Source organism: Leminorella grimontii ATCC 33999 = DSM 5078 (genome assembly GCF_000439085.1).
In the GTDB taxonomy this organism is placed as follows: domain Bacteria; phylum Pseudomonadota; class Gammaproteobacteria; order Enterobacterales; family Enterobacteriaceae; genus Leminorella; species Leminorella grimontii.
On sequence record NZ_AUUA01000003.1, the window covers coordinates 69,519 to 93,958 of the forward strand.

The 24,440-nt window shown below is 54.7% G+C and carries 26 protein-coding genes and 1 pseudogene; 7 read left to right on the forward strand and 20 right to left on the reverse strand.

What is annotated here, in order from left to right:
• The first annotated feature begins 321 nt into the window (after nucleotides 1-321).
• From ptsH to crr, 3 genes are all read left to right on the forward strand, one after another.
• The gene (ptsH, locus tag G544_RS0107180; RefSeq protein WP_027273961.1) at nucleotides 322-579 is read left to right on the forward strand and encodes a phosphocarrier protein Hpr; all 258 of its coding nucleotides are present in this window, start codon (nucleotides 322-324) and stop codon (nucleotides 577-579) included.
• Nucleotides 580-625: 46 nt separating this feature from the next.
• Nucleotides 626-2,353 (forward strand): phosphoenolpyruvate-protein phosphotransferase PtsI, encoded by a 1,728-nt coding sequence (gene ptsI, locus G544_RS0107185; protein ID WP_027273962.1) that lies wholly within the window; start codon nucleotides 626-628, stop codon nucleotides 2,351-2,353.
• 191 nt (nucleotides 2,354-2,544) lie between these two features.
• Nucleotides 2,545-3,054 carry a PTS glucose transporter subunit IIA gene (crr, locus tag G544_RS0107190; protein ID WP_027273963.1) on the forward strand — a complete coding sequence of 170 codons (510 nt, stop codon included), beginning with the start codon at nucleotides 2,545-2,547 and terminating at the stop codon, nucleotides 3,052-3,054.
• Between the two features lie 59 nt (nucleotides 3,055-3,113).
• On the opposite strand, the gene G544_RS0107195 is transcribed toward crr, so the two are convergent.
• Nucleotides 3,114-4,448 carry an ATP-binding protein gene (locus tag G544_RS0107195; protein ID WP_027273964.1) on the reverse strand — a complete coding sequence of 445 codons (1,335 nt, stop codon included), beginning with the start codon at nucleotides 4,446-4,448 and terminating at the stop codon, nucleotides 3,114-3,116.
• A gap of 5 nt (nucleotides 4,449-4,453) precedes the next feature.
• A complete protein-coding gene (locus G544_RS0107200) occupies nucleotides 4,454-5,131 on the reverse strand; it encodes a response regulator transcription factor (RefSeq protein WP_027273965.1) in 678 nt (225 codons plus the stop codon).
• A gap of 216 nt (nucleotides 5,132-5,347) precedes the next feature.
• Between G544_RS0107200 and G544_RS0107205 the strand changes: the two genes are divergently transcribed.
• Nucleotides 5,348-6,535 carry an efflux RND transporter periplasmic adaptor subunit gene (locus tag G544_RS0107205; RefSeq protein ID WP_036023570.1) on the forward strand — a complete coding sequence of 396 codons (1,188 nt, stop codon included), beginning with the start codon at nucleotides 5,348-5,350 and terminating at the stop codon, nucleotides 6,533-6,535.
• Nucleotides 6,536-6,539: 4 nt separating this feature from the next.
• Nucleotides 6,540-8,504, forward strand: coding sequence for a MacB family efflux pump subunit (locus G544_RS0107210; protein ID WP_027273967.1), 1,965 nt, complete (start codon nucleotides 6,540-6,542; stop codon nucleotides 8,502-8,504).
• A gap of 63 nt (nucleotides 8,505-8,567) precedes the next feature.
• Here the strand turns inward: G544_RS0107210 and G544_RS0107215 are convergent, their stop codons facing one another.
• The 13 genes from G544_RS0107215 to G544_RS0107275 form a co-directional block, all read right to left on the reverse strand.
• Nucleotides 8,568-8,855: a type II toxin-antitoxin system RelE family toxin gene (locus G544_RS0107215; RefSeq protein WP_027273968.1), complete on the reverse strand. Its 288-nt coding sequence runs from the start codon at nucleotides 8,853-8,855 to the stop codon at nucleotides 8,568-8,570.
• Entirely contained in the window at nucleotides 8,852-9,103 is a 252-nt protein-coding gene (locus tag G544_RS0107220) for a type II toxin-antitoxin system Phd/YefM family antitoxin (protein WP_027273969.1), read from the reverse strand. Before G544_RS0107220 ends, G544_RS0107215 begins: the two co-directional genes overlap by 4 nt.
• A 93-nt stretch (nucleotides 9,104-9,196) precedes the next feature.
• Nucleotides 9,197-10,084 (reverse strand): cysteine synthase CysM, encoded by an 888-nt coding sequence (gene cysM / locus G544_RS0107225; protein ID WP_027273970.1) that lies wholly within the window; start codon nucleotides 10,082-10,084, stop codon nucleotides 9,197-9,199.
• Nucleotides 10,085-10,113: 29 nt separating this feature from the next.
• Nucleotides 10,114-11,208, reverse strand: coding sequence for a sulfate/thiosulfate ABC transporter ATP-binding protein CysA (cysA, locus tag G544_RS0107230; protein WP_027273971.1), 1,095 nt, complete (start codon nucleotides 11,206-11,208; stop codon nucleotides 10,114-10,116).
• Nucleotides 11,198-12,073: a sulfate/thiosulfate ABC transporter permease CysW gene (gene cysW, locus G544_RS0107235; protein ID WP_036023572.1), complete on the reverse strand. Its 876-nt coding sequence runs from the start codon at nucleotides 12,071-12,073 to the stop codon at nucleotides 11,198-11,200. Before cysW ends, cysA begins: the two co-directional genes overlap by 11 nt.
• On the reverse strand, nucleotides 12,073-12,906 hold the full coding sequence (gene cysT / locus G544_RS0107240) for a sulfate/thiosulfate ABC transporter permease CysT (RefSeq protein ID WP_027273973.1): 834 nt from the start codon (nucleotides 12,904-12,906) through the stop codon (nucleotides 12,073-12,075). The genes cysW and cysT overlap by 1 nt, the downstream gene beginning before the upstream one ends.
• Before the next feature lie 2 nt (nucleotides 12,907-12,908).
• Nucleotides 12,909-13,916 carry a thiosulfate ABC transporter substrate-binding protein CysP gene (gene cysP, locus G544_RS0107245; RefSeq protein ID WP_027273974.1) on the reverse strand — a complete coding sequence of 336 codons (1,008 nt, stop codon included), beginning with the start codon at nucleotides 13,914-13,916 and terminating at the stop codon, nucleotides 12,909-12,911.
• A gap of 526 nt (nucleotides 13,917-14,442) precedes the next feature.
• Nucleotides 14,443-14,739, reverse strand: a complete 297-nt coding sequence (locus tag G544_RS0107250; protein ID WP_027273975.1) for a SymE family type I addiction module toxin — start codon at nucleotides 14,737-14,739, stop codon at nucleotides 14,443-14,445.
• A 425-nt stretch (nucleotides 14,740-15,164) separates the two neighbouring features.
• Nucleotides 15,165-17,459 carry a hypothetical protein gene (locus G544_RS0107255; protein WP_027273976.1) on the reverse strand — a complete coding sequence of 765 codons (2,295 nt, stop codon included), beginning with the start codon at nucleotides 17,457-17,459 and terminating at the stop codon, nucleotides 15,165-15,167.
• Nucleotides 17,460-17,532: 73 nt separating this feature from the next.
• The gene (locus G544_RS0107260; RefSeq protein WP_027273977.1) at nucleotides 17,533-17,964 is read right to left on the reverse strand and encodes a hypothetical protein; all 432 of its coding nucleotides are present in this window, start codon (nucleotides 17,962-17,964) and stop codon (nucleotides 17,533-17,535) included.
• Between the two features lie 59 nt (nucleotides 17,965-18,023).
• Complete coding sequence (locus tag G544_RS0107265) at nucleotides 18,024-18,917, reverse strand: Dyp-type peroxidase (RefSeq protein ID WP_027273978.1); 894 nt, start codon at nucleotides 18,915-18,917, stop codon at nucleotides 18,024-18,026.
• Between the two features lie 140 nt (nucleotides 18,918-19,057).
• Nucleotides 19,058-19,633 carry an RpoE-regulated lipoprotein gene (locus G544_RS0107270; RefSeq protein WP_027273979.1) on the reverse strand — a complete coding sequence of 192 codons (576 nt, stop codon included), beginning with the start codon at nucleotides 19,631-19,633 and terminating at the stop codon, nucleotides 19,058-19,060.
• A gap of 48 nt (nucleotides 19,634-19,681) precedes the next feature.
• Nucleotides 19,682-20,107 carry a GNAT family acetyltransferase gene (locus tag G544_RS0107275; protein WP_027273980.1) on the reverse strand — a complete coding sequence of 142 codons (426 nt, stop codon included), beginning with the start codon at nucleotides 20,105-20,107 and terminating at the stop codon, nucleotides 19,682-19,684.
• Nucleotides 20,108-20,338: 231 nt separating this feature from the next.
• Here G544_RS0107275 and G544_RS0107280 point away from each other — a divergent pair, with 231 nt between their 5' ends.
• Nucleotides 20,339-20,785 (forward strand): YaiI/YqxD family protein, encoded by a 447-nt coding sequence (locus G544_RS0107280; protein ID WP_027273981.1) that lies wholly within the window; start codon nucleotides 20,339-20,341, stop codon nucleotides 20,783-20,785.
• A 91-nt stretch (nucleotides 20,786-20,876) separates the two neighbouring features.
• Here G544_RS0107280 and G544_RS0107285 read toward each other — a convergent pair whose 3' ends face one another.
• Nucleotides 20,877-21,122 (reverse strand): helix-turn-helix domain-containing protein, encoded by a 246-nt coding sequence (locus G544_RS0107285; RefSeq protein WP_027273982.1) that lies wholly within the window; start codon nucleotides 21,120-21,122, stop codon nucleotides 20,877-20,879.
• Nucleotides 21,123-21,249: 127 nt separating this feature from the next.
• Between G544_RS0107285 and G544_RS22115 the strand changes: the two are divergent.
• Nucleotides 21,250-21,381, forward strand: a pseudogene (locus G544_RS22115) (helix-turn-helix domain-containing protein); the annotation flags it as partial.
• Between the two features lie 296 nt (nucleotides 21,382-21,677).
• Here G544_RS22115 and napC read toward each other — a convergent pair.
• The 4 genes from napC to napG are packed head-to-tail and all read right to left on the reverse strand — an operon-like array spanning nucleotide 21,678 to nucleotide 24,435.
• Nucleotides 21,678-22,277, reverse strand: a complete 600-nt coding sequence (napC, locus tag G544_RS0107295) for a cytochrome c-type protein NapC (RefSeq protein WP_027273983.1) — start codon at nucleotides 22,275-22,277, stop codon at nucleotides 21,678-21,680.
• Nucleotides 22,278-22,289: 12 nt separating this feature from the next.
• Nucleotides 22,290-22,742 carry a nitrate reductase cytochrome c-type subunit gene (napB, locus tag G544_RS0107300; RefSeq protein ID WP_027273984.1) on the reverse strand — a complete coding sequence of 151 codons (453 nt, stop codon included), beginning with the start codon at nucleotides 22,740-22,742 and terminating at the stop codon, nucleotides 22,290-22,292.
• Nucleotides 22,739-23,683: a quinol dehydrogenase ferredoxin subunit NapH gene (locus G544_RS0107305; protein ID WP_027273985.1), complete on the reverse strand. Its 945-nt coding sequence runs from the start codon at nucleotides 23,681-23,683 to the stop codon at nucleotides 22,739-22,741. Before G544_RS0107305 ends, napB begins: the two co-directional genes overlap by 4 nt.
• Nucleotides 23,683-24,435, reverse strand: coding sequence for a ferredoxin-type protein NapG (gene napG / locus G544_RS0107310; protein WP_027273986.1), 753 nt, complete (start codon nucleotides 24,433-24,435; stop codon nucleotides 23,683-23,685). The genes G544_RS0107305 and napG overlap by 1 nt, the downstream gene beginning before the upstream one ends.
• Between the last annotated feature and the right edge of the window lie 5 nt (nucleotides 24,436-24,440).

Genomic DNA, 24,440 nt, shown 5'->3' on the forward strand with positions numbered 1-24,440 from the left:
TTTTATGTGCGCTGGATCTCGATTTTTCACACTAACATTTGATTTATTCGTCGGTGAAAAGTATCAAGCTACTAATTTTTTCGATGCGCGAATTAAATCTTTTTACCTTCGACGTTGAAGATAGAAAGTGCGATTTCTGGACGTAGGACGTCCAAAAGTGTCTCTCTGATGCACGGGCGCGTCGTAAAGCAGGACATCCCTCTGTTAACCCGTTGGCGAGCCAACGTCATTTTTCACAATGTCGGGGCGGGAACCAATGAAAATTAGGCTAAACTTAAGTGCTATAGCACCAGCGCTTCACTAACCAAGTTGAGGAACACTATGTACCAGCAAGACGTTACCGTTACCGCTCCGAATGGCCTGCACACCCGCCCTGCGGCTCAGTTTGTAAAAGAAGCCAAGGCGTTTACTTCTGATATCACCGTAACCTCCAACGGCAAAAGCTCCAGCGCTAAAAGCCTGTTCAAACTGCAAACGCTAGGCCTGACTCAGGGTACCGTAGTCACCATCTCTGCCGAAGGTGAAGACGAAAAAGAAGCCGTTGAGCATCTGGTGAAACTGATGGCGGAACTGGAGTAAGGACAACCCACGCGTTTTAATCCCGTTTTAATTTGAAGGTAGGCTTATGATTTCAGGCATCCTAGTATCTCCCGGCATCGCCTTTGGCAAAGCGCTGATATTAAAAGACGATCCTATCGTTGTTAATAACAAGAAAATTTCCGCCGATGATATCGAGAAGGAAATTTCCCGCTTTAAAGCTGGTCGCGACAAGGCCAGCGAGCAGCTTAACGCCATTATGGCAAAGGCCAGCGAAACGTTTGGCGAAGAAAAGGCCGCTATTTTTGAAGGCCACATCATGCTGTTGGAGGACGAAGACCTCGAGCAGGAAATCGAAAGCCGTATTAAAACCAAGCAAGAAAGCGCCGACGCGGCGGCCTATGCCGTATTCGAAGCACAGGCTATCGAGCTGGAAAGCCTTGAGGATGAATATCTGAAGGAACGCGCCGCCGATATTCGTGATATTGGTAAGCGCTTACTGAAAAACATCCTCGGTATGACCATCGTCGACCTCGGCGCGATCCAGGAAGAAGTCATTCTGGTCGCGACCGACCTGACGCCGTCGGAAACCGCCCAGCTTAATCTGGATAAAGTGCTCGGCTTTATCACCGATTTGGGCGGCCGCACCTCGCATACCTCCATTATGGCGCGCTCATTGGAAATTCCGGCCATCGTCGGCACCAATGACGTGACAAAACAGGTAAAAAACGGGGACTACCTGATCCTCGACTGCGTCAACAACCACGTCTACGTCAATCCACCGATTGAAACTGTTGAGCAGTTGAAAAAGGCGCAGGCCGAGTATCTGAGCGATAAAAACGAGCTGGCTAAGCTAAAAGACCTGCCCGCCATCACGCTGGACGGCCATCAGGTAGAAGTGTGCGCTAACATCGGCACCGTACGCGACGTGCCGGGCGCTGAGCGCAACGGCGCAGAAGGCGTCGGCCTCTACCGCACCGAGTTCCTGTTTATGGACAGGGACGCATTCCCGACCGAAGAAGAGCAGTTCCAAGCCTATAAGGCCGTCGTTGAAGCGATGGGCGAACAGGCCGTGATTCTTCGCACCATGGACATCGGCGGCGACAAAGACCTGCCGTACATGAATCTGCCGAAGGAAGAGAACCCGTTCTTGGGCTGGCGCGCAATTCGCATCTGTTTTGACCGCAAAGAGATTCTGCACGCCCAGCTTCGCGCGGTGCTCCGCGCTTCTGCGTTCGGCAAGCTGCGCATTATGTTCCCCATGATCATCTCCGTTGAAGAAGTTCGCCTGCTGAAAGCCGAGCTGGAAATGCTTAAGCAGCTGCTGCGGGATGAAAAAATCGCCTTCGATGAAACGATTGAAGTCGGCGTCATGGTTGAAACGCCCGCTGCAGCAACGATTGCCCACCATCTGGCGAAAGAAGTCGATTTCTTCAGCATTGGTACAAACGACCTTACCCAGTATACTCTGGCCGTCGATCGCGGCAACGAGCTGATTTCTCACCTCTATAACCCACTCTCTCCGTCCGTTTTGACGCTGATCAAGCAGGTGATCGACGCGTCTCATAAAGAGGGCAAGTGGACGGGCATGTGTGGAGAGTTGGCCGGTGACGAACGAGCAACGCTTCTGCTGCTCGGAATGGGTCTGGATGAATTTAGTATGAGCGCCATCTCGATCCCGCGAATCAAGAAAATTATTCGCAACGCCAACTATTCCGACGTCAAGACGCTGGCTGAAAATGCGTTAGCCCAGCCAACCGCTCAGGACGTTTTAGAAGTGGTGAATAAATTTATCGAAGAAAAAACGCTCTGCTAAGTTATTATTATAACTAAGGCCACCCACAACGCTGCTGCCAAGCGGCTAATTTGGGCCCGAGAAGTATGACAAGATCGCGGGAAATATCCCCACAGGCGATATGAATACTACTCAGGCCCAAAATAACATGTAAAATAGCGGAATGGGCTGGGTGCAAGGCCGTTAAAAATATTATTGCTGAGGAGAAAATCATGGGTCTGTTCGATAAACTGAAACAGCTTGTTTCTGATGATAAGAAAGACGCCGGCAGCATTGAAATTGTTGCTCCGCTATCCGGTGACATCGTCAACATTGAAGACGTGCCTGACGTTGTCTTTGCGGAGAAAATCGTCGGAGACGGTATCGCTATCAAGCCCACCGGAGACAAAATGGTCGCTCCGGTAGACGGCACCATCGGTAAAATTTTTGAAACTAACCACGCGTTCTCTATCGAATCCGACAGCGGCATTGAGCTGTTCGTTCACTTCGGCATCGACACCGTCGAGCTGAAAGGGGAAGGATTCAAGCGCATCGCAGAAGAAGGCCAGCACGTTAAGAAAGGCGATCCGATTATCGAGTTCAATTTGGCCGTGCTGGAAGAGAAGGCCAAATCAACCCTGACGCCGGTCGTTATTTCCAATATGGATGAAATCAAAGAGCTGACCAAGCTCAGCGGTACCGTTGTTGTGGGAGAAACGCCGGTTATCCGCGTTAAGAAGTAAGCACAGAATCACGACAAAAGCGGCGCCAAGAGCGCCGCTTTTGTTTTATGTAGGGAAAATCAGCCCTGCCATGCAGGCAGCCGAATGCCAATCGACAGGCCGTGAGGCTGACGATTTTTAGCCTCAATGGTCCCGCCGTGCGCATTGACCACCTTACGGGCAATGGCCAAGCCAAGGCCGTATCCTTTCCCTGAAGAAGCAGACTTCACGCGAACGAACGGGTCAAAAATGCTCGATAACTTATCTTCATCGACGCCCGGGCCTTGGTCATTCACCTGGATCAGCAGCTCCCCTTCCGTATAGAACAGCCCGACCTCAATTCTTTGGCCCTGTTTAGAAAAGCGCAGCGCGTTGCGGATAATATTTTCCACCGCTCTGCGCATCAGCTCGGAGTTACCCTTAACCGTCGACATTTCTCGCGCCTGTTCGCTTGCGTCAAGCGCAATCTCAACGCCAGGCACCTGCGCTTCATAGGTTACATCGCTAACGACGGCTTCTAATAGCCCATAGAGGTCAAAATATTCTTCATCTGAAATGCCGGTGGCGTCGGTACGCGAAAGCGTCAGAAGCTCGCCTATCATCTTATCCAGACGCTCGGACTCAAGCTCAATGCGCTTAAGTTCGTTCTCAACGTTTTGCGGATTCTGCCGCGCCAGCCCTATCGCCAGCTGTAGCCTGGCAAGCGGCGTTCGCAGCTCGTGAGAAACATCGTGCAGCAGCGCCTCTCGGGCGCCGACCAGAAGCTTAAGACGTTCGACCATCGAGTCAAAGTCGCGCGCCATATCTCCCAGCTCATCGCGCCGGTTTTTCATGACCGGATAAAGCCGAACGTCGAGATCGCCCTGAGCAACCCTATCGAACCCTGAGCGCATCTGCCTCATTGGCCGGGTAAGGTTCCAGGCCAGCACGGCGCTGAACAGGAAGCCACCGATTGCCCCTAACACCAGCAGCGACGGCGGCATGTTGAAAATCAGCACGCGCCCCGTTCGGTCAGGGCGATACTCTTTACGCAGCGCCTCAACGTCATACTTCAGTAAGTAGTATTCTCCATCTCCGCCCCGAATGTGCTCCAGCCGGACGTCATCCGTCAGTGGAATAAGCGAAACGGCGCCAGGCCGGTCCGTCAGCGGCATCTTGAGCGGAATGACGGCAATGTGACGCTGATCGACCGTAGGCCAACCGTCCGTCATGCGGTTAAGCCCGTCAATCCCCTCCGTCTCCAGTACTGACACCGCCGACGTAAACTGCAGCGACACGATGCGGTTGGCAATGCGGTTCTCAAACGGCTCCTTTTGACCCGCATAATAGTAAAACACCAGCCAAACGGCCTGCGTAATCACGATAAACGTAATCCAGAAACCGATCAGAATCTTCCAAAACAGGCTTTTGCGCATAGCGATTACCGAATGCGATAGCCGATGCTGCGAACGGTCTCAATGGAGATTGCATCATTGGCCACCTGCCCCAGCTTTTGACGGATGTTGCTGATATGGACGTCAACGCTGCGATCGTAGGCCTCGCGCGGGCGCCCCAATCCCAGTTCGGAGAGTTCATCCTTCGAGACAACCCTGTCCTTTTCTCGAACCAAAAGCAGCAGCAGGTTGAACTCGGAGGCGGTCAGCTCAAAAGGCGTCCCCTTCCATGCGCTGATGCGCTGTGATGAATCAAGCGACAGTTCTCTAAACGTAGCGACGGCGCCGCTCGGCGGCTCAATATGCTCCTCAAAGCGGCGAAGAACGGCGCGCAAGCGTGCCACCAGCTCGCGCGGGTAGCAGGGCTTGGGCACGTAGTCGTCCGCCCCCATCTCCAACCCAATGACCCGGTCGATATTATCGCCTTTGGCCGTCAGCATAATGATCGGGATGCGGCTCTGCTTGCGCACCTTGTTCAATACGTCAATACCGCTCATATCGGGCAGCATGATGTCTAAAATCATCGCGCCGTAGCGCCCCGATAACGCGCCGTCGACGCCGTCCTGACCGGTCAGGGCCACCGTCGCCGAGAAGCCTTCCGCCGTCAGATATTCTTTGAGCATACTGCCCAGCTCAACGTCATCATCAACCAACAGAATCTGCATGCCGCTCTCCTGATTTTTCTTAATTAGTTAGCGTAGCTCTTATCATTTTGCCCGTTACCGCCCAAGATGCAGCTACTTTTACTTAAACCTTACATTTTATTTATGCCGCCATTACCCTAATGCGGATAAACTCGTTGTACATTGAAGACTATACTATTTCGTCCGTTCCTATGACGATTGTGACATTTTACTGACGGCGTTAAGGCAGTCCTTTTTATGCAATTATCCAATAAAAAATTTCGCATTGTTCTGATTATCCTAGGCATCGTCATTATCGCCGGATTAATCAAACACTTCCTTTTCTCCGAGGACGTTAAGCCGGGTTATATTACCTCACCGGTGGTCAAAGCCGATATAGAACAAACCGTGCTGGCCGATGGCTCAATCAAAGCGCTCAAGCAGGTTAACGTCGGCGCGCAGGTTTCCGGGCAGATTAAAGCGCTGCACGTCGAGCTGGGCGATAAGGTAACAAAAGGACAGGCGCTTGCAGAAATTGACGACCTGCCGCAGAAAAACGACCTCCAAAATGCAGAAGCCGGGCTAAAAAGCGTTCAGGCCCAGCGTCAGGCCAAGCTGGCGACGTTGAAAAACAATCAGCTGGCCTTCGACCGCCAGCGTAAAATACTGGCCCGCGGCGTCGGTGCGCAGGCGGACTACGACAGCGCAAAGGCCCAGTTGGACGCCACCAAAGCGGAAATTGAATCTCTCGACGCCCAAATCGTTCAGGCGAATATTGCAGTAGACACCGCCAAGCTCAATCTGGGCTATACCAAAATCACCTCGCCGATTGACGGCGTGGTGGTGGCTATTCCGGTAGAGGAAGGGCAAACCGTTAACGCCGTACAAAGCGCACCGACCATCCTGAAGGTCGCACAGCTTGACACCATGACCATCGAGGCCCAGATTTCTGAAGCCGATGTGCCAAAGGTCAACATCGGCATGCCGGTCTACTTCACCATTCTGGGCGAGCCGGGCAAGCACTACACCGCCAAGCTTCGCGCGATTGAGCCCGCGCCGGACTCCATCAACAGCGACACGACCACCACCTCAAGCTCCTCCACGTCGACCACCACGGCCATCTACTACAACGGCCTGTTTGACGTTGAAAACCCCGACGGCAAGCTGCGCATATCCATGACGGCACAGGTTTACATCGTGCTCGCACAGGCGAAAGACGCCCTGCTCGTTCCCGCTACGGCGGTAGACAATATCGATAAGGACGGTAACGCCACCGTGCGCGTGGTGGATACATCAGGAAATGTGGTCGATAAAAAGGTGAAAATCGGCATCAACAACAACGTTAACGTCCAAATCCTCTCCGGCCTGGAAGAAGGAGACAACGTTATCGTCAGCGAAGGCGGCGCCCCCGGAGCCTCTCCGGCTCGTATGCGAATGAGGATGTAATTCGATGACTCAGCCGCTGCTCCAGCTTGAAAATATTACCCGGACGTTTCCTACCGGCGAACAGACGGTTACCGTTCTACACGGCATTAACCTGACGATAGGCCACGGGGAAATGGTAGCTATCGTTGGCGCCTCCGGCTCGGGTAAATCCACCTTGATGAATATTCTGGGCTGTCTGGACAAACCCAGCGCGGGCGTTTACCGCATTGATGGGCGAGAAACCAATAGGCTGCTCCCTGACGAATTGGCAGAGCTTCGCAGAGAGCATTTCGGCTTTATTTTCCAACGCTATCACCTGCTCAGCGCCTTGACCGCTGCGGGTAACGTAGAAATCCCAGCCATTTACGCTGGCACCGAGCGCCAAAAGCGCAAGGCCCGCGCCGCCGAGCTGCTTACCCGACTAGGGTTGCAGGAGCGGATAAATTACCGCCCCAGCCAGCTTTCCGGCGGGCAGCAGCAGCGGGTCAGCATCGCTCGAGCGCTAATGAACGGCGGCCAGATTATATTGGCCGACGAGCCCACCGGCGCGCTGGACACCCACAGCGGTCAGGAAGTGCTGAAAATCCTGAAAGACCTTCATGCACAGGGCCATACGGTGATTATCGTGACTCACGATATGCAAATCGCCGAGCACGCGGAGCGGATCATAGAACTTCGCGACGGCGTCGTCATTAGCGACCGTAGCCACAAAGCGGAAGCCGAAGGCTCCACAAATAAGTCAAACAAAGAAGCCAAGCACCGGATAAAAACCAACAACGGCTTAGGCGCGCTGCGCGACCGCTTCGTCGAAGCCTTCAAGATGGCGCTGCTGGCGATGTTTTCCCAGCGCCTGCGCACCTTTCTCACCATGCTCGGCATTATCATCGGCATCGCCTCCGTCGTTTCGGTGGTGGCGCTGGGAGAGGGCTCTCGGCAGAAAATACTGTCGGACATCAGCGCCATGGGCACCAGCACGCTGGAGGTCTTCCCCGGTAAAGACTTCGGCGATAGAAAAGCCTCCACTATTCATACGCTAAGAGACACCGACGCGGACGCCCTGAGCCAGCAAAGCTACGTACACAGCGTCACGCCCAGCGTTTCGTCATCAACCACCTTTAGGGTGAACAACCAGGCGGTCACCGGCACCGTAAACGGCGTCGGGCCGCAGTTTTTCGACGTGCGCGGCTATAAAATGGAGCTGGGGAAATCCTTTAGTCAGGCCGGCGTTGACGCTTTGGCCCAGGAAGCGGTTATCGACGCCAATACCCGCGAAAAGCTGTTTGGCAAAAACAGCAATCCTATCGGGCAGGTTATTCTGTTAGGCAGCCTCCCAGCCCGCATTATCGGCGTCGCCGAAGAGCAGCAAAGCGGGTTCGGCAGCAGCGAAAGCCTCAACGTATGGCTGCCCCACACCACCGTAATGAAGCGCATGCTGGGCCAGTCCTACCTCCGTAGCATCACGGTGAGGATTAAAGACAACGTCGATATGGACGTCGCCGAGCAGGGCGTCACCAAGCTGCTTACCCAGCGCCACGGCACGCAGGACTTTTTCATTTTCAATACTGACAGCATCCGTCAGACGATTGAGAAAACCACCGCTACCATGACGCTGCTGGTCTCGATGATTGCGGTGATTTCGCTTATCGTCGGCGGCATCGGCGTGATGAACATTATGCTGGTGTCGGTTACTGAGCGAACGAGAGAAATCGGCGTACGCATGGCGGTCGGCGCGCGCGGTAGCGACATTATGCAGCAGTTCCTGATTGAAGCCGTGCTGGTCTGCCTTTTAGGCGGCGCGCTTGGGGTCGGGCTGGCGCTCGGCATCGGCGTAATATTCCACCAGCTGGTGAGCAGCTTCTCGATGATTTACTCCGTCACCTCGATCGTTGCGGCCTTCGTCTGCTCCACGATGATAGGCGTCGTATTCGGCTTCTTCCCCGCCCGCCGGGCGGCGAGAATGGATCCTATCAACGCGCTGGAAAGGGAATAAATTCATTTCTATCCACCAAAGACGTAAAACCCCGAGCAATCGGGGTTCTGGTGATTTCGCTATCTACCTCATTCGCTCGCTGGCCAAACTATAAACGCCGCTACGATCTCGCTTACCCACCGCAACGACGACAATAACCAGCTCGTCATTAATTACCTGATAGACAAGGCGAAAGCCGGAAGCACGAAGCTTGATTTTATAGCAGTCCGGCATTCCGTTTAGCTTCGCCGCAGGAATATGAGGCTCCTCGCAGCATTTCTTTAGCTTCTTAGCAAACTGCTGCTGAACGGCTTTATCCAGCTTCTGCCACTCTTTTAACGCATCGCGCCTGAACTTGACGGTAAAACTCATAGGTATGAGTCCAGATCCACCTCAATCAGCGGCTGGTTCTGGCGCTCTTTGACCAATCTCGCCAGTTCCCCGTCGTCTAACGCGTCTAAAATTCTTTCATACAGCTCCGCGGGCACGCAGTAAAACGCGGGCTGGTTACGATTTAAAATTGCCACTGGATATCCTGCTCCTGCATTCACCGTCGCCATAGGGTTCTTTTTTAACTCACTGACGCTGGCGCTGATATCACTTAAGACTAAATTTGGCATATATCCCCCAAAAAACCTGTTAATCGGTCTTATCCTAATAGCAAAAAGACCGGTTAACAAGTCTCGAAGGGGTTGAGATTGTGATTCTACCTGCTAAACGCTGTCAAACACGCCGGTCGACAGATAGCGATCGCCGCGATCGCAAATCACCGTGACGATAAGCGCGCCAGGGTTCTCTGCCGCAATCCTCAGTGCGCCAGCCACCGCGCCGCCGGAGCTGACGCCACAAAAAATGCCTTCGCGAGTCGCCAGGCGCTTCATGGTAGTCTCCGCCTCGGTTTGCGAAATATCCAAGACCTCATCCACCAGCTCGGCGCGAAAAATTCCCGGCAGATAGCCCGGGGACCAGCGGCGAATGCCGGGAATGCTGCTGCCTTCCGCGGGCTGAAGCCCAATCACACGCACGCCTTCATTTTGCGACTTCAGATAGCGGCTGACGCCGGTGATGGTGCCCGTTGTTCCCATGCTGGAGACAAAATGGCTCACACGCCCTTGCGTCTGACGCCAGATTTCCGGGCCGGTGGTGGAGAAATGCGCATAGGGATTGTCGTCGTTGTTGAACTGATCGAGGATTTTACCTTCGCCTTCTTGCGCCATGCGCGTCGCCAGGTCGCGCGCGCCTTCCATCCCCTGCTCGCGGCTGACCAGCACTAGCTCAGCGCCATAGGCCCGCATAGAGGCCTGCCGCTCGCGACTCATGTTGTCCGGCATGATAAGGCGCAGCCGATAGCCTTTGAGCGCGGCAATCATCGCCAGCGCAATACCGGTATTACCGCTGGTCGCCTCAATCAGCAGATCGCCGGGGCGAATCTCTCCCCGCAGCTCGGCGCGTTCGATCATCGAGAGCGCGGCACGATCTTTTACCGAGCCGGCAGGGTTGTTTCCTTCAAGCTTCACCCAAACCTCGGCGTTAAGCCCTTCCGTCAGGCGCTGAAGGCGCACCAGCGGCGTATTGCCTATATAGTTTTCCAACGTAGACACGAAAACGGTTACTCCCTTAAAGCGACTATTTACGCCGTTTTGGCTAACGGAAACGACGCGTTCAAAGGCCTGTCGCCCGCATAAAGATAAAAACGCCGCGCGCCGATAAAATAGCGGGCGCCCTTTTGCGGCGGTAGTCCGCCGACCTCATTAAAGGTAACGCTAAGCGGCGCTTCCTGCCAGCCTAAAGGTTGAACCGTTAACTGACGGTAGTGCCCTTTTGGCTGCGAATCTACAACGGTCACTGGCAAAACGCACTCCGCCGTAGGCTGTGCGCTAACCTCGACGTCCCACGGACGAAGGTAAATTTCGACGTCCCCCTGATGCAAAGGAGACACCGTTTCCGGCCAGACGTACTGCCCTACCCGCAGGTGGTTGCCCTTCACCGCGCCCGCGATTCGGTTTACTTCGCCTAAAAATTCCAGCACGAAGCGGCTCTGCGGCTCGTTCATCACCTCTTCCGGCGTGCCTTCCTGTTCAATTTTTCCCTGACTCATGACCACAATGCGATCGGCGATTTCCATCGCCTCTTCCTGATCGTGAGTGACAAACACGCTGGTGAATTTCAAATCTTCATGCAGGCGACGTAGCCAGGTGCGTAGCTCTTTGCGCACCTGCGCGTCCAGCGCGCCGAAGGGTTCGTCCAGCAGCAGGATCTGCGGGTCGACCGCCAGCGCGCGCGCCAGAGCCACTCGCTGACGCTGACCGCCGGAAAGCTGGGACGGATACCTACCCGCCAGATGGGACAGCTGCACCTTTTCCAACAGCCCTTCCACCTTTTGCCTGATGGCCTGCGGCGACGGACGCTCGCGGCGGGGCAGCACGGAGAGGCCAAAGGCGATATTGTCGAACACCGTCATGTGGCGAAACAGCGCATAGTGTTGAAAAACGAAGCCGACCTTGCGGTCTCGCGCGTGCAGGCGACTAACCTCTCTGCCGTTGATGCGCAGCCCGCCCGAACCCTGGAACTCCAGCCCGGCGATAATGCGCAGCAGCGTGGTTTTTCCTGACCCCGATGGCCCCAGCAGCGCCACCATATCGCCCGAGGAGATATCCAAAGAGATATCGTGCAAAACCTGCGTTCCGTCGAACGTCTTGTTAATGCCTCTGACTTCAATGCTCATTTTCCACCTCCAAAGCGTCGCGCCGCGCCTGGCGAGCAATCCGCCACTGCAACGCGCTTTTTAAGAACAGCGTGGCTATCGCCATCAGCGTCAGTAAGGCCGCAGCGGTAAACGCCGCGGCGGTGTTGTAGTCCTGATGCAGCAGTTCAACCTGCAGCGGCAGCGTATAGGTCTCGCCGCGAATAGCGCCCGAAACCACCGACACCGCGCCAAACTCACCGATAGCGCGGGCGTTGGTCAACACCACGCCGTACAGCAGCGCCCAGCGAATGTTCGGCAGCGTCACGCGCCAGAACATCTGCCAGCCGGAGGCGCCAAGCAGAACCGCCGCCTCGTCCTCCTGGCTGCCCTGGCTCATCATTACCGGCACCAGCTCGCGAACCACGAACGGACAGGTAACGAATATCGTCACCAGCGCCATCCCCTGCCATGAAAACATCAGCTGAACGCCGTGATCTTCCAACCAGCCGCCGACTACGCCGTTAGCGCCGTAAAACAGCAGATAAAGCAGGCCTGCCACCACCGGCGATACGGCGAACGGAATATCAATCAGGGTCAGCAAAAGCTGGCGGCCGCGAAACTCAAAGCGGGTCACCAGCCATGCCATCAGGGTGCCGAAAACCAAGTTGACCGGCACGGTAATCAGCGCGATAAGCATCGTCAGCCAAACGGCGTGCAGCATGTCGGCATTCAGCAGGTTGTTCCAGAGCGCCGCCAGGCCGGCGGAAAACGCGGTGACGAAAATCGCCGCCAGCGGGATTGCCAAAAGCAGCAGTGAAAGCGCAACGGCCAGCGTAATCAGCACCCACTTGCCCCAGTTAAAGCGACTGCGAACCGCCGCCTGCTGTAAAATCACATCGGCCATCAGTGCCCTCCTACTCGCTTGCCGTAGCGGCTTTGCAGTACGTTGGCGACAAACAGCAGCACCAAAGACGCCGCCAATATCACTGAGGCGATAGCGCTGGCCGCCGCATAGTTAAACTCCTGCAGGCGGATAAAAATCATCAGCGAGGTCACTTCCGTCTGCCAGGCGATGTTGCCCGCAATGAAAATCACCGCGCCAAACTCGCCGAGGCTGCGAGTAAACGACAGCACGACGCCGGTCATCAGCGCAGGCCCCACTTCGGGCAGGATCACGCGTCTAAAGCTCTGCCAGGGGCTTGCGCCCAGCGTCTGCGCAGCCTCTTCGTATTCCGGCCCTAATTCTTCCAGTACTGGCTGAACGGTTCGCACTACGAAAGGGATGCTGGTAAAGGCCATCGCCACCGCGATGCCCAACCAGGTAAAGGAGACCTTGATGCCCAGCGGCGTCAGCCACTGGCCGTACCATCCGGTGGTGGAAAACAGGCTGGCGAGCGTTAAGCCCGCCACCGCCGTAGGAAGGGCGAACGGCAGGTCCATCAGGCCATCTAGCAGGCTGCGGCCGGGGAAGCGGTAGCGGGTCAGCACCCACGCCATCAGCATGCCGAACGCCCCGTTAAACACGCTGGCGACCGCCGCCGCCAACAGCGTGACCTTATAGGCCGCCACCACCTGCGGATGCGTCACCACCTGCCAGTATTCCTGCCAGCTCATGCCGGCAAGCTGCATCGCCAGCGCCGTCATCGGCAGCAGCAGGATGATGCAGGTAAACAGCAGGCTGCTGCCCAGGCTTAGCGAGAAGCCCGGCAGCACGCGCTTAACGGAGGTCGACAGCATCATCAGCGTTTATGCCCCGCGCTCAGCAGTTGATCCAGTACGCCGTCGGTGGCGAAGTGCTCGCTCATCACCTTATTCCAACTGCCGAACTGCTCTTCGACTTTGAACAGCTTCACGTCAGGGAACTGCGCCTTGGCCGCCTTCATTGCCGCCGGGTCGTAAACGCGATAGTAGTAGCGGGTAAATACCGCCTGCGCCTGCGGGCCGTACAGGAAGTTCAGGTAGGCCTTCGCCTGCTTTTCGGTACCGTTACGCTCGACGTTTTTGTCAATCCAGGCGACGGGGAACTCCGCCAGAATGTCCACCGGCGGTACGACGACGTCATAGTCGGCTTCGCCGTACTGTTTGCGGATGTTATTAACTTCGGACTCAAAGCTAATCAGCACGTCACCCAGGCCGCGCTCGACGAACGAGGTGGTAGCACCCCGGCCGCCGACGTCAAACACCGCCACGTTGCTTAAGAATTTGGTCATCCAGTCGCGGGTTTTCTGCTCGTCGCCCTTGTTGGCCTGCGCGGTCGCGCCCCAGGCGGCTAAGTAGGTGTAGCGGCCGTTGCCGGAAGTTTTCGGGTTGGGAAACACCAGCTTCACGTCGTCGCGCACCAGGTCGTTCCAGTCATGGATGTTCTTCGGGTTGCCCTTGCGCACCAGGAACGCCATGGTGGAGTAGTAAGGCGAGCTGTTGTTGGGCAAGCGCGCCTGCCAGTCTGCCGGGATCAGGTTCCCCTTGTCGTGCAGGATCTGGACGTCCGTCACCTGGTTGTAGGTCACCACGTCGGCCTTCAGCCCCTGTAAAATCGCCAGCGCCTGCTTGGAGGAACCCGCGTGAGACTGCTTGATGGTCAGCGTTTCGCCGGTTTGTTCCTTCCACGCCTTCTCAAACAGAGGATTGATATCAACGAACAGCTCGCGGGCAATGTCATAGGAGCTGTTTAACAGCTCGGTCGCGGACGCCGTTCCCGTCGCCAGCAGCGCGGCCAGGGCCCAGCCTTTCAGAATCGTTTTTTTCATATGCGTTCTCACCGTGATTAAGAAATGGCGTTGGGAACCAAAACTTCAGACTGATGACAAACCGTCCTAATGAGCTTCAGAGGATATTCCGGCCGAAAATACAGCCTACCTATATCACCATCGAACTCGGCCGGAAGGGCGCTTGGATTAAGCTTGGGAGCGCGGCGGGCCTAGCCCTCCTACGGGCGCTTCGTTGGCTTACGCCAAGTCGACCCCAACGGACAACGCGTTTAGGCGTTGAACAACACAACGTGTTGGCCCGTAGGGCGAGCGAAGCGAGTAACCCTCTCCCGCCGTTTGACTCCGTAAGTTTTATTCAAGAGCCTTGTCAATATTCTGAGCATTGGAACCAACGCTTCATAAGTCACAGTGTATGGCCTGATTTCGCGGGTATATACCGTTTTCATAGACCGTTTGGCACTGAATAAGAGCGAAAAGGCATATGGGGCGAGTGGCGCGGATTACGCGATAGGAAGAGGAAACGGGCGGCATAGGTGCAAAGCCTGCCGCCTGCAAAAATCTAGTCTCAGAGCGCGGCCATGCTCTCTTTCATCCCCTTAAACGCCTTTTCTATCTGCCTAAGCTGCTTGCGCAGTTCCTGCACTTCGTTAGTGTCGGGGATGAGAACAATGCAGTCACCGGCAATCTTTGCCGTAAAGCCGGCGCCAACGTTAAACCCGACCTCCTTAAGCCACTTTCCGCTCAAATGTAGAGAAGGCGTGCTGGCGTCACCCCGACCGGGGAGATAGCCGACGGTGTAGCGGCGCTGGGCTTTAGCGGGTGCTTCGGGTGATGGGGGAGTTTGGTTTGGGGTGGTAGCCATGAGGGCATCCTTCAGTATGTAGTGTTTAAGCCACCACCTGAGAGGTCAATCCCATGGGTGGTGGAACCGGACGAGGTTGACCTTACCGGCCATACTGGACACCGGCGCGTCTTGCGACGCCCTCGCCCGGCCCACCATTGAGATGCAGCAAGCCGCACGACACACAAAAAAAAGCGCGGACGCGCTCTGTGTCGCCAGTATGAAAATTCAGGAGGTCAAGCCCGGCGCTTGATTTTGCAAGCGCGGGTAAAAGATAGCGCGATCGGCGGGCGGCGGCAAGAGGGGGATTCTGGGGATGGCTCGCAGAAAGAAGATCTAACTTGTTTGCGGATTGGGTCGGGCCATAAGCGCCTAGCCCACCAGACGTATATCAGCACTGTTCGACCCCAAGCTGACAGTGCCAATATACGTCCGGAAGTTCAGCCCTAACGCACAGAAACTTCCTGTAGCGGCTGGTGATTCTTCCAATCCTTCACTTGAGCAAGATTGTAGAAGATAGGGCGTTTACCTCCTGGTTGCAGCATTTGCAGATTGTCACCTATCACCCGATAACCGTAGTATTTTGCAGGAATAATCATCTCACCCTGTTCGCTGATAACCCCCATTAGCTCGTCTTCTCCGGTTTCGTCGGGAACGACGATGAGCCAAGCGTCAATTTGAGCAATATATTTCAGCGACTTTCCCCGATGCTGGAACAACGTCTGACCCCGTTCATTCACCAAACTGAGTTCGCCGTTATTGCCAATCACGGCAAAATGATTTTTATCGTCAGTGATGTAAATCATTTTTGCTGCCGAGGTCAGTACATTACCCTCTTTATCAAGAAGATATTGTTTTTCTTCTGCATCAGCGACGACAAACGCGCTTTTTTGCCAGTCTATCCGCTTATAGGTTGGCGGCAACAGCCATTTTTGTGCATCCAGGTCGAAAATGCCGTATTTCTCTTTATCGCCAGCCATTGCCAGATGTTGATCAATAATCTCATCGTGTAGTTCTTTGGAATGAAGTAACAATTTTCCCTGTTCGTTAAATAATGACCACCCCATTGCTTCTCGCTCTTTGTCCTCCAGTGGCGCGAAAATAAAAGGCGGCTGTTCGCTAAAGAAGCGATAACGACCATTTTCCGGTTGGGCAATGATCAGATTGCCGTGGTTATCAATAAGTCCTTCGCCAACGGTGAAATAGCGGTCGTCGCTACGGGCATAGCGATCGTGCAGTGATTCATATTTAAACAGGTTTTTTCTCTCCTCGGCGGGTATGGTCGTCGTCGGGATTGTGGATAGATCGAGCTGTTTGAAAACCTGAGCTAAGAGCAGCTTTTCCCGTTTATCACCACTACCTACACCCAATACAAGCGTGAGTCGATCGTCTACTTTAATGAGGTAGTAATAGCTAACAAGACGCCGATCGGTATAGACAAGAAAATTGCCCATCCGCTTTCCTTTAGGCGTATATTTTGAGTTTATCCCTATCTGCTCCTCATCCTTCATCAGCGAATCGATCGACTGGGCGTAGAGTTGTACATAGATATCTTGATTACTATTTTCCGATGGAAACCAAACGGGTGCCGCAATCATGCCGTTTGGGTTAAAAAACCGTTCAGGCTTATGCACCATTAGTTCAACTGCATCCCAAATCGCTTTCTGCACTTTTGCCGTATCAAAGTAGTCGCTGACCTTTGCCTGATATTTCTCCTCCAACGCCTGCTGAGAGAGCTGTAAATCCGCCATTGAGACGGTTTTCTTCCCGCGATAGCGCGGGTCCATCGTGCGCAACACGGTGAACTCCCTGGCTATTTGCTCAGCCGTCGCGGCATTCGCTACGCCGACAAAATAACGCTTGCTGGCTTCATCATATTGAAAATAGAAGGCTTCCAGTTCCCCTTGCGTATTGTAATAAACCGCGCCGTTTTCAGTTTGTAAAAGAATCGGCGTTTGCTTTTTTAGCCGCTCCTCCAGCGTCACATCCCCCGGTTTCCCGTTGAAGATATACAGCGTGCCGCCATGTTTTTCCTGCTTACTGTAGTAGGTGAAAATAGACGTTTCGCCGTCGTCCTGCGAGGCTAGCGGGAACGCATTCAGGTTACAGTTACGGGTGCAGTCCGCCGGCGTGCGGTCGACGAACTGGTTATACATATCGATCGGAATTTTGATGGCGAAGGGCTTGCCGAGAGAAAGCGGGACGCCGATGAAGTCGTCCAGTGAGGGATGTTTAAAATAGTCGATATTTCGGCTCATTTGCGCCCGGTAAGCGCTCTCGCTCTTCTTTTGCTGCTCTTGGCGTTTTATCAGTTCGGACGAGTCTTCGCGAACCTTTTTCAGCGTTATCGTAATTTGGCAAGCATGATAACTACAGTCTATCCCCTTATCCGAAAGCAGACGTAAAGTGCGCCCTTCTCCCTGAGCAATCGTATAGTCAATATCATCAAGCTGAACGCGTCCGTTCTGGATATTTTTCACACTGCTGCTAAACGGGGTGTAGTACGTTACGGTCGAAGGCGTAAAGTTGAAATAATTTTTGCTATTCTGCTTCTTTATTTCTTGGGCAATTTGGCGTTGTTGTTCAGGGCGAACAACGCGATTATCCTGCGGTTTAACATCGCTGTTATCAAATTCAATCTGGATATCATCCGTCAGATAATATCCTTCGTGCGGTTTATCTTTGTTATCGCAGCCTGATAGCAGCACAGCGATAATCAGTACGCCAATGAGTTTTCTCATGTTTTCATCCTTGCAGGTTCTATCCCGTTATTCTTATTGCTCTGCCTAACCGTTTTGTTGAGCGATAAATAGTTTAAACGCTTTTCCTCCCCCACTGCCGCAAAATCCTCAAAACCTCATCCCGATTCTTCGCTAACTTTAGCCACGTAGGCCAGGATTCAATAACGCTTTGATGATAAAGCGAAAGCGCTTTTTCTGATAGCTCGCCTGAAATAACCGAAATTAAAAATCGGACGTGCAACAGATTAACCGCCCACAGCCGATGCCCCTTAAATTCGCAGGCGTACCAGAACGTATAATCCTCATCGTTCTGTCCCTGCTGAGTTGGCACGTCACGGCTAAATCCACAGGACGGACACAGTATGCGCGTGGCGACGTACTTCACTAAACATTCCCGATACGTCCCCTTTGTACCTAGGGGAGCCGTTTTAGCCACGGCCTTCGCGGCGCACTTGGGGCAAACAACGTCGTAGTCCTGAGAATAGTAATCAAGCGGAAGCGGCATAAAACAACCTTATCAAAAAAGGGGCGCAAAGCCCCTTCCCTAACCTTCACCACCCGCGCTTACAGCGCCAACAGCCTGTCCAGCGACGGCGCAAAATAGTAGCTGCCGGTCACCGGTTTGCTAAAGCGCAGCAGTTGATCGGTCTTGCCGTCCAGCTCGCCAAACATGCTCAGAAGCTGCTGTTCGATGTTGTGCAGGTGCGCACAGTAGGCGATGAAGTACAGGCCGTGCTCGCCGCTGGCGGTGCCGTACGGCAGGCTCTGGCGGACGATTTTAAGCCCTTTGCCGTCTTCTTTAAGGTCGACGCGGCCAAGGTGCGACGTCGGCTGGCGCTTGTCGCCCGGCAGCTCTTCGTTATCGACCTTGGTGCGGCCCATGGCGTTTTCCTGCGCCTTCACCGGCATATTGTTCCACACGTCCAGATTGTGCACGTAACGCTGGGCCATCACGTAGCTTCCGCCTGCGTCTTCACCGTCGGCAATCACGCAAACGCCGGGGCGAACATCGCCGGTCGGGTTTTCCGTACCGTCGACAAAGCCGCTCAGATCGCGTTCTTCCGTCCAGCGGAAGCCGTGGGTCTCTTCTTCGACGGTAATCGCCTTACCGAAGGCCTTCAGCGCCGCCTGGGCCAGCGTAAAGTTCACGTCGTGGCGCTGGGAAAGAATATGAATCAGCATGTCGCGCTGGGTCGCCGGCGCCAGGCCGTTGCCCAGCGGGCGGAACGGCTTGAGCTCGGCAGCGCCCTTGCCAGACAGGCGCTGCCAAAGGTCGAAACCGAAAGAAATCGTCGCGCCCAGCGCCGCGTCAGGGTGCTTTTGCTGTAGCTCCGTCAAGGCAGAAATAAAGGTTTTACACCCGCTGCGGATTGCTTCTAGGTCGTCGCCAGCTTTTGCTTCAATGAAAATACCAAAACGACAGTGTTCCGGCAGAATACCGCTCTGCACCTGAGCCATGTCTAACTCCTTATCATAATAGTCGTGCGGCGACGAAAGGATAACGTCACCGCAGCGTGAAATAGAAACGAGGGTTTATCATAACCAAACGCGCTCGAGGAACTATGCGCTAACGCAATTTCCGCCGATGGTTTCGGCTATTACTGCGATTGCCACACCATTTTGCCAATGGTCCAGGTCTTCAGCTTGTCATCGGGGGGGATGATGCTCTTTGAACCCATCCACTCTCCGCTAAACACGTAGGAGATGTGGCTACTTTCCTGTGAGCGGCAAATCACGTTGCCGCTGTCGTCTTCCGCCACCTGGCAGACGCCGAACGCTTTACTGTAGAGATCGGCAAACGGCGTACCGACCGCGGTTCCCTTAGGCGTTTTTACCGCCTTATCCATCACGTCAATGCGCGATACGCGATTGTTGGCGTCGCCGTGAATAACCAACTCGACCTTCTCTCCGTTCAGCGCCTCGTAATAGGAAACCATCTGACCGTTCTCAATTCCCATCCCCTTGCGCAGGCGATAGTCGCCGTCCAGCGCTTTATCCAGCGTGGCTTCGTCAAGCGCGGTCGACGCGGTAATATTGTTTAACCCGCTATCGCTGAGCGTCAAATCGCTGCCAAACCAGCTAAACGGAGAGAGGCTGGACCAGGACATCTGGCTAACCGTAGAGCACCCTGCCAGAGAAAAACAGGCTAAAAGTAAAACTGAGCGAATCTTCATCAATAATCCTACTATGTTATTCAATAAGGTACGCTAACCAGAAGCGCCCTAATATTCCCTGTCTTCGATAAGACGTTTGCCGACGCAAACCGCCTCCTGAACCTCGTATCCCAGCTTTTCGTACATGCTGACCAGCGCGTCGTTCTCCTCGCGCACCATCAAATGCAGCTTGGGGCAGCCCAAAGCAATCAGCTTCTTTTCCAGCCGGCTTAGCAGCGCGTTGGCAATGCCGCGGCCCCGGTAGTCCGGGTGAACGCCGAGGTAATAAGCCGAGCCCCGATGGCCGTCGTAGCCGCCCATGACCGTACCGACCATCTCTCCTCCGACCTCGGCAACCAGAAACAGTTCCGGAGAATGATGCTGTTTACGCTCAATGTCGGTCTCAGGATCGTTCCACGGGCGAAGCAGGTCGCAGCGCTCCCAAAGTGTGATAACGTCTTCAAAATCATCTTGTCTGTAAATACGGATTTCCATGATTCCACCGCGCTTTCAGTTGTTGCCCTCGATTATGATAAGTTTAGCGCCAAGCGCAAGGAAGATTTCGCACCGCTATTGACGTTCACGAGAATAACGTCAGAATCTTCACTGACCTTTACGATATGGTCTGGAAGCAATGCCTATAGCTTTAAGCTGCGCGACGCCTGCTAGCATATGCCCGAATCACCCTATGAACCCGAGCCCTGATTGGGCATAAAAGGAAAAAGCATGCAAATCTGGGTCGACGCCGACGCCTGCCCTAACGTGATAAAAGAGGTGCTGTTTCGCGCCGCCGACCGAGAAAAGGTTCACGTCACGCTGGTTGCCAACCAAAGCATAAAAACGCCGCCCTCGGCCTATATTCGCAGCCTGCGCGTTGCCGCAGGCTTTGACGTGGCGGACAACGAAATCGTAAAACGAGTGGAGAAAGGCGATCTGGTCATTACCGCCGACATCCCCCTCGCCGCCGAAGCGATGGGAAAAGGCGCCTCGGCGCTGAACCCTAGAGGCGAACGTTACACCGAAGCCACCATCGCCGAACGCCTGACGATGCGCGACTTTATGGACACCCTGCGCGCCAGCGGCATCCAAACCGGCGGCCCAAGCACGCTCAGCCAGCGCGACCGTCAGGCGTTTGCCAATGAGTTGAGTAAGTGGTTACAGTCAATCAAGTAACAGAAAACCTACTCGGCAATCGGCTTTACCGCCGATTCCGGGCACTCCAAAGAGCATCCAGACCTGATTTTGGCGTAACGCTATTCTGTTATTAAAGCGGAACGACCTTCGCCATTATCTTTTGTAAAAGTAAGGCGGGGTCAATCCCTAATAATCGCGCAATATAAGCAAATTCAATAACATCCAACCTTCTCTCACCGCTTTCAACCTTGGCAACGAAAGACTGTGGGCGTTTCAACGCCTGAGCCAACCTTTCCTGAGTGATGCCCTTTTGCATCCTCGCCTCACGAAGGCTCTTTATAACAAGCTGATATTCAGATGAATAGATTGAGGGCATGACGATAACTCCGAGATATATCCCAAAACAGGATGATTGGTATTCTAACCAGGTTACGGAGCTAAAAAAATACAGAACTGTTATCTAGCAAACATCGTCGTCGGACTAAACAAAGAAGGGAACAATGCTGGCTAATACGCTACTGCGCCCGTGGCCGAAAGGCGAAAAGCTTATTGCTGACGCGCTTGAAATCTCGCCGGAAAATATCTGGCCCAGCCGCTATGTTGGTAGGAGAGATAAGCTTCTTTTTGACCGGTAAAACACACGCCATAAAAAACCGCAGAACAAGTCTGCGGTTTCAGATTAATGATAAATGCCAAATGCCAGAGATAAGTTCTGAACGATTTGAGGAGCCAAACGGCGGGAGAGTCTTCCGTTGGGGTCGACTTGGCGTAAGCCAACGAAGCGCCCCTAGGAAGGCTATGCCCGCCGCGCACCCAAGCCTAATACAAGCGCTTTTCCGGCCGCGCACGATGGTAATATAAGCAGGCCGGACTTTCGGCCGGAATATCCTCTGAAGCTGATTAGAACAGTTTGTCAGCTTCTACTTGCTTATTAAAACCCAGTCTCAATCCCCGTCATATCAGGCAGCTTGTGGGCTATCCCCTTATGGCAGTCGATACAGGTTTTATTCTCCTTGATGGCCATGCTGTGCATCTTGGCGGCAACGGTCTTCTGCCCGGTAAAGTCCATATAGTCGAAGTTGTGGCAGTTGCGGCACTCCTGGGAGTTGTTGCCCTTCATGCGCTCCCACTCGTTTTTCGCCATCTGCAGCCGATGCTCATCGAACTTCTGCGGCGTGTCGATAATGCCCATCACCTTGCCGTACAGCTCTTTTGAGGCCTTGATCTTACGCACCATCTTCGGCACAAACTCGTGCGGAACGTGGCAGTCGGAACACACGGCGCGAACCCCGGTACGGTTGGTGTAGTGCACGGTATCCATATACTCCTGGTATACGTTATCGCGCATTTCGTGACAGCTGATACAAAACTCTTCGCTGTTCATCACTTCCATACTGGTGTTGAAACCGCTGACAAAAACGACGCCGGCGATGAAGCCTAGCCCTAGCAGCGTACCGATCGCCAAGCGGCTGGGGGTACGAAACCAGCGCCACGCTCGGCGAACGATGCCCGGCTTTTTCTCTTTACTCATAGCAATCCCCGCTTATTTACCGTATCCAGGCGCAGGCTGGAACGTGTTGCCGATAATCGGCGCTGCGTCGGCCTGAGGTACGTGACAGGACTGGCAGAAATAGCGACGCGGCGCCACGTCGCTGTTGATATGCCCGTTGCTGTCCATAAAGTGCGTCGGACTGATGCGCGGCGCGCCCGTGGTGCGATAGCCCTGAACGCCGTGACACTTCAGACAGGTGTTTACTTTCGTCGTTACCTGATAGCCGTCTACGCTGTGCGGAATCATTGGCGGCTGGTTTACATAGTCAAGAGCGATGCGAGGCTGCTCTTTCGGCGTCGTAATCTGTCCTTCCGCCGTACCCGACACTTCCGGTGACTGAGTTAAATCCACGCCATTATTGGCGGCAAACGCCACGCCGCCGAAAACCAATACGCCTAGCATAGTCCATAAGGTAACTCGCTTTTTCAAGACGTTACTCTTCATTCCTCTTCTCCCGAACGATGGAATCGTGTTTTTATTTGAAATACTTTTTCTGAACAGACATCAATGCAGCGACCACAGGAAATGCACTCTTTGCTCAACACTAAAGGCCCCTCCTGTTTACCGAACAGCGGACCGCGCAGCACCTGAGGCTCAGGGCAGACGTGGATGCAGTCCATACAGCGGGTGCAGTCTTTACGGTTTTGTGCGCTGACGCGAAGCACGCCCTTGCAGCCGATAGCGCCATACAGCGCGCCAACCGGACACAGGTGACCACACCAGCCGTGCTCAACCACCAGCAGGTCGAACAGGAAAACCACCACGATAAGCCAGATACTTGCGCCAAAACCAAACGCCAGGCCGCTCACCAGGCCAGCCGTAGGCGCCTGCCCCAGCCCGTTAATCAACCCTCGCCCGAAGGCGGAAACCGGGTTGACCCACTCCCATATCAACGTGCCGCTAATGGCGCTACCGACCAGAATGGCCAGAAGAATGCCGTAGCGCAGCGATGAAGGAATGGTCGCGCTGTTGCGAATGCCGGCCTTGCGTCTAAGCCAGGCGGCCAAATCGGTCACCAGCGCCAGCGGGCACACCCAGCCGCAAAACAGCCGACTGGCGAACAGCGCGTACGCCAAGGCAATAATGACGCCGCCAATAACGGCGTACCACTGCGCCCAGCTTTCACCCGGCGTTGGCATATCGGGCAGATAGCCGCTCGCCAGCGTTTGCAGCACCATCAGCGGATCGCTGAACGGCACGGCGCCAAGCAGCATGCTTCCGCTGTAGTTGCCGCGCAGGATCCACGCGCCAAACCACGGGCCGGTCAAAAACAGGGCCAGAATCACAAGCTGGCTTAGCCGACGCAGAAGCAGGAAGCGATGGCTATACCACCAGCCAAACTTAACGCGCGCCTCTCGGCCCGCAAGCATGGGTGCGTTTGCCATTATTGCCCTCCTTCCGGTTTACGGGTCGGCAGAGTCAGCGCTTCGGGGATCAGGGACTGACCCGCCTTCTCTTTCTCCACCCATCCAAGCCGGTAGTGATGACCCAGTTTGCCCAGCGCAAGCCCCAGCGGCAGCACCTTGATAGCCGCTTCGTCCAGTACGCAGGCCTCTTCGCATTTACCGCACCCAGTGCAGTATTCGCTGTGGACCGTCGGAATGAACTTGGCGTGCTTCTCGGTACGCGCGTTGTGCTCGTGCTCCAGCGTGATAGCTTTGCCGATCAACGGGCAAACCCGGTGACAAACGTCGCAGCGAAGCCCCTGCCAGTTGAGGCAGTTTTCGTGATCGAGCAGGACCGCCAGCCCCATACGGGACTTATCAATGTCTGTTAACTGAGGATCGAGAGCGCCGCTCGGGCAGGCCTTAACGCACGGAATGTCGTCGCACATTTCGCAGGGAACCTGCCGCGCGACAAAATAGGGCGTCCCGCTGGAGACCGGCGACAGGAGCGTCGCCAGCTTCAGCGTGTCATAAGGACAGTCCTGGACGCACTGGCCGCAGCGGATACAGGCGCGGTTAAACGCCTCTTCCGACAGCGCGCCGGGGGGCCTAAGCGCTACCCCTTCCTTCGCCAGAGACTGCCTTTGAGGGATACTCAACAACAGAGCCAGCCCGGCAAGGCCGCCCGTGCTGCGTACGACGTCGCGTAAAAAGCGACGCCGCGCCGGTCCCTTATCCCGTTCATTAGCCATTACGA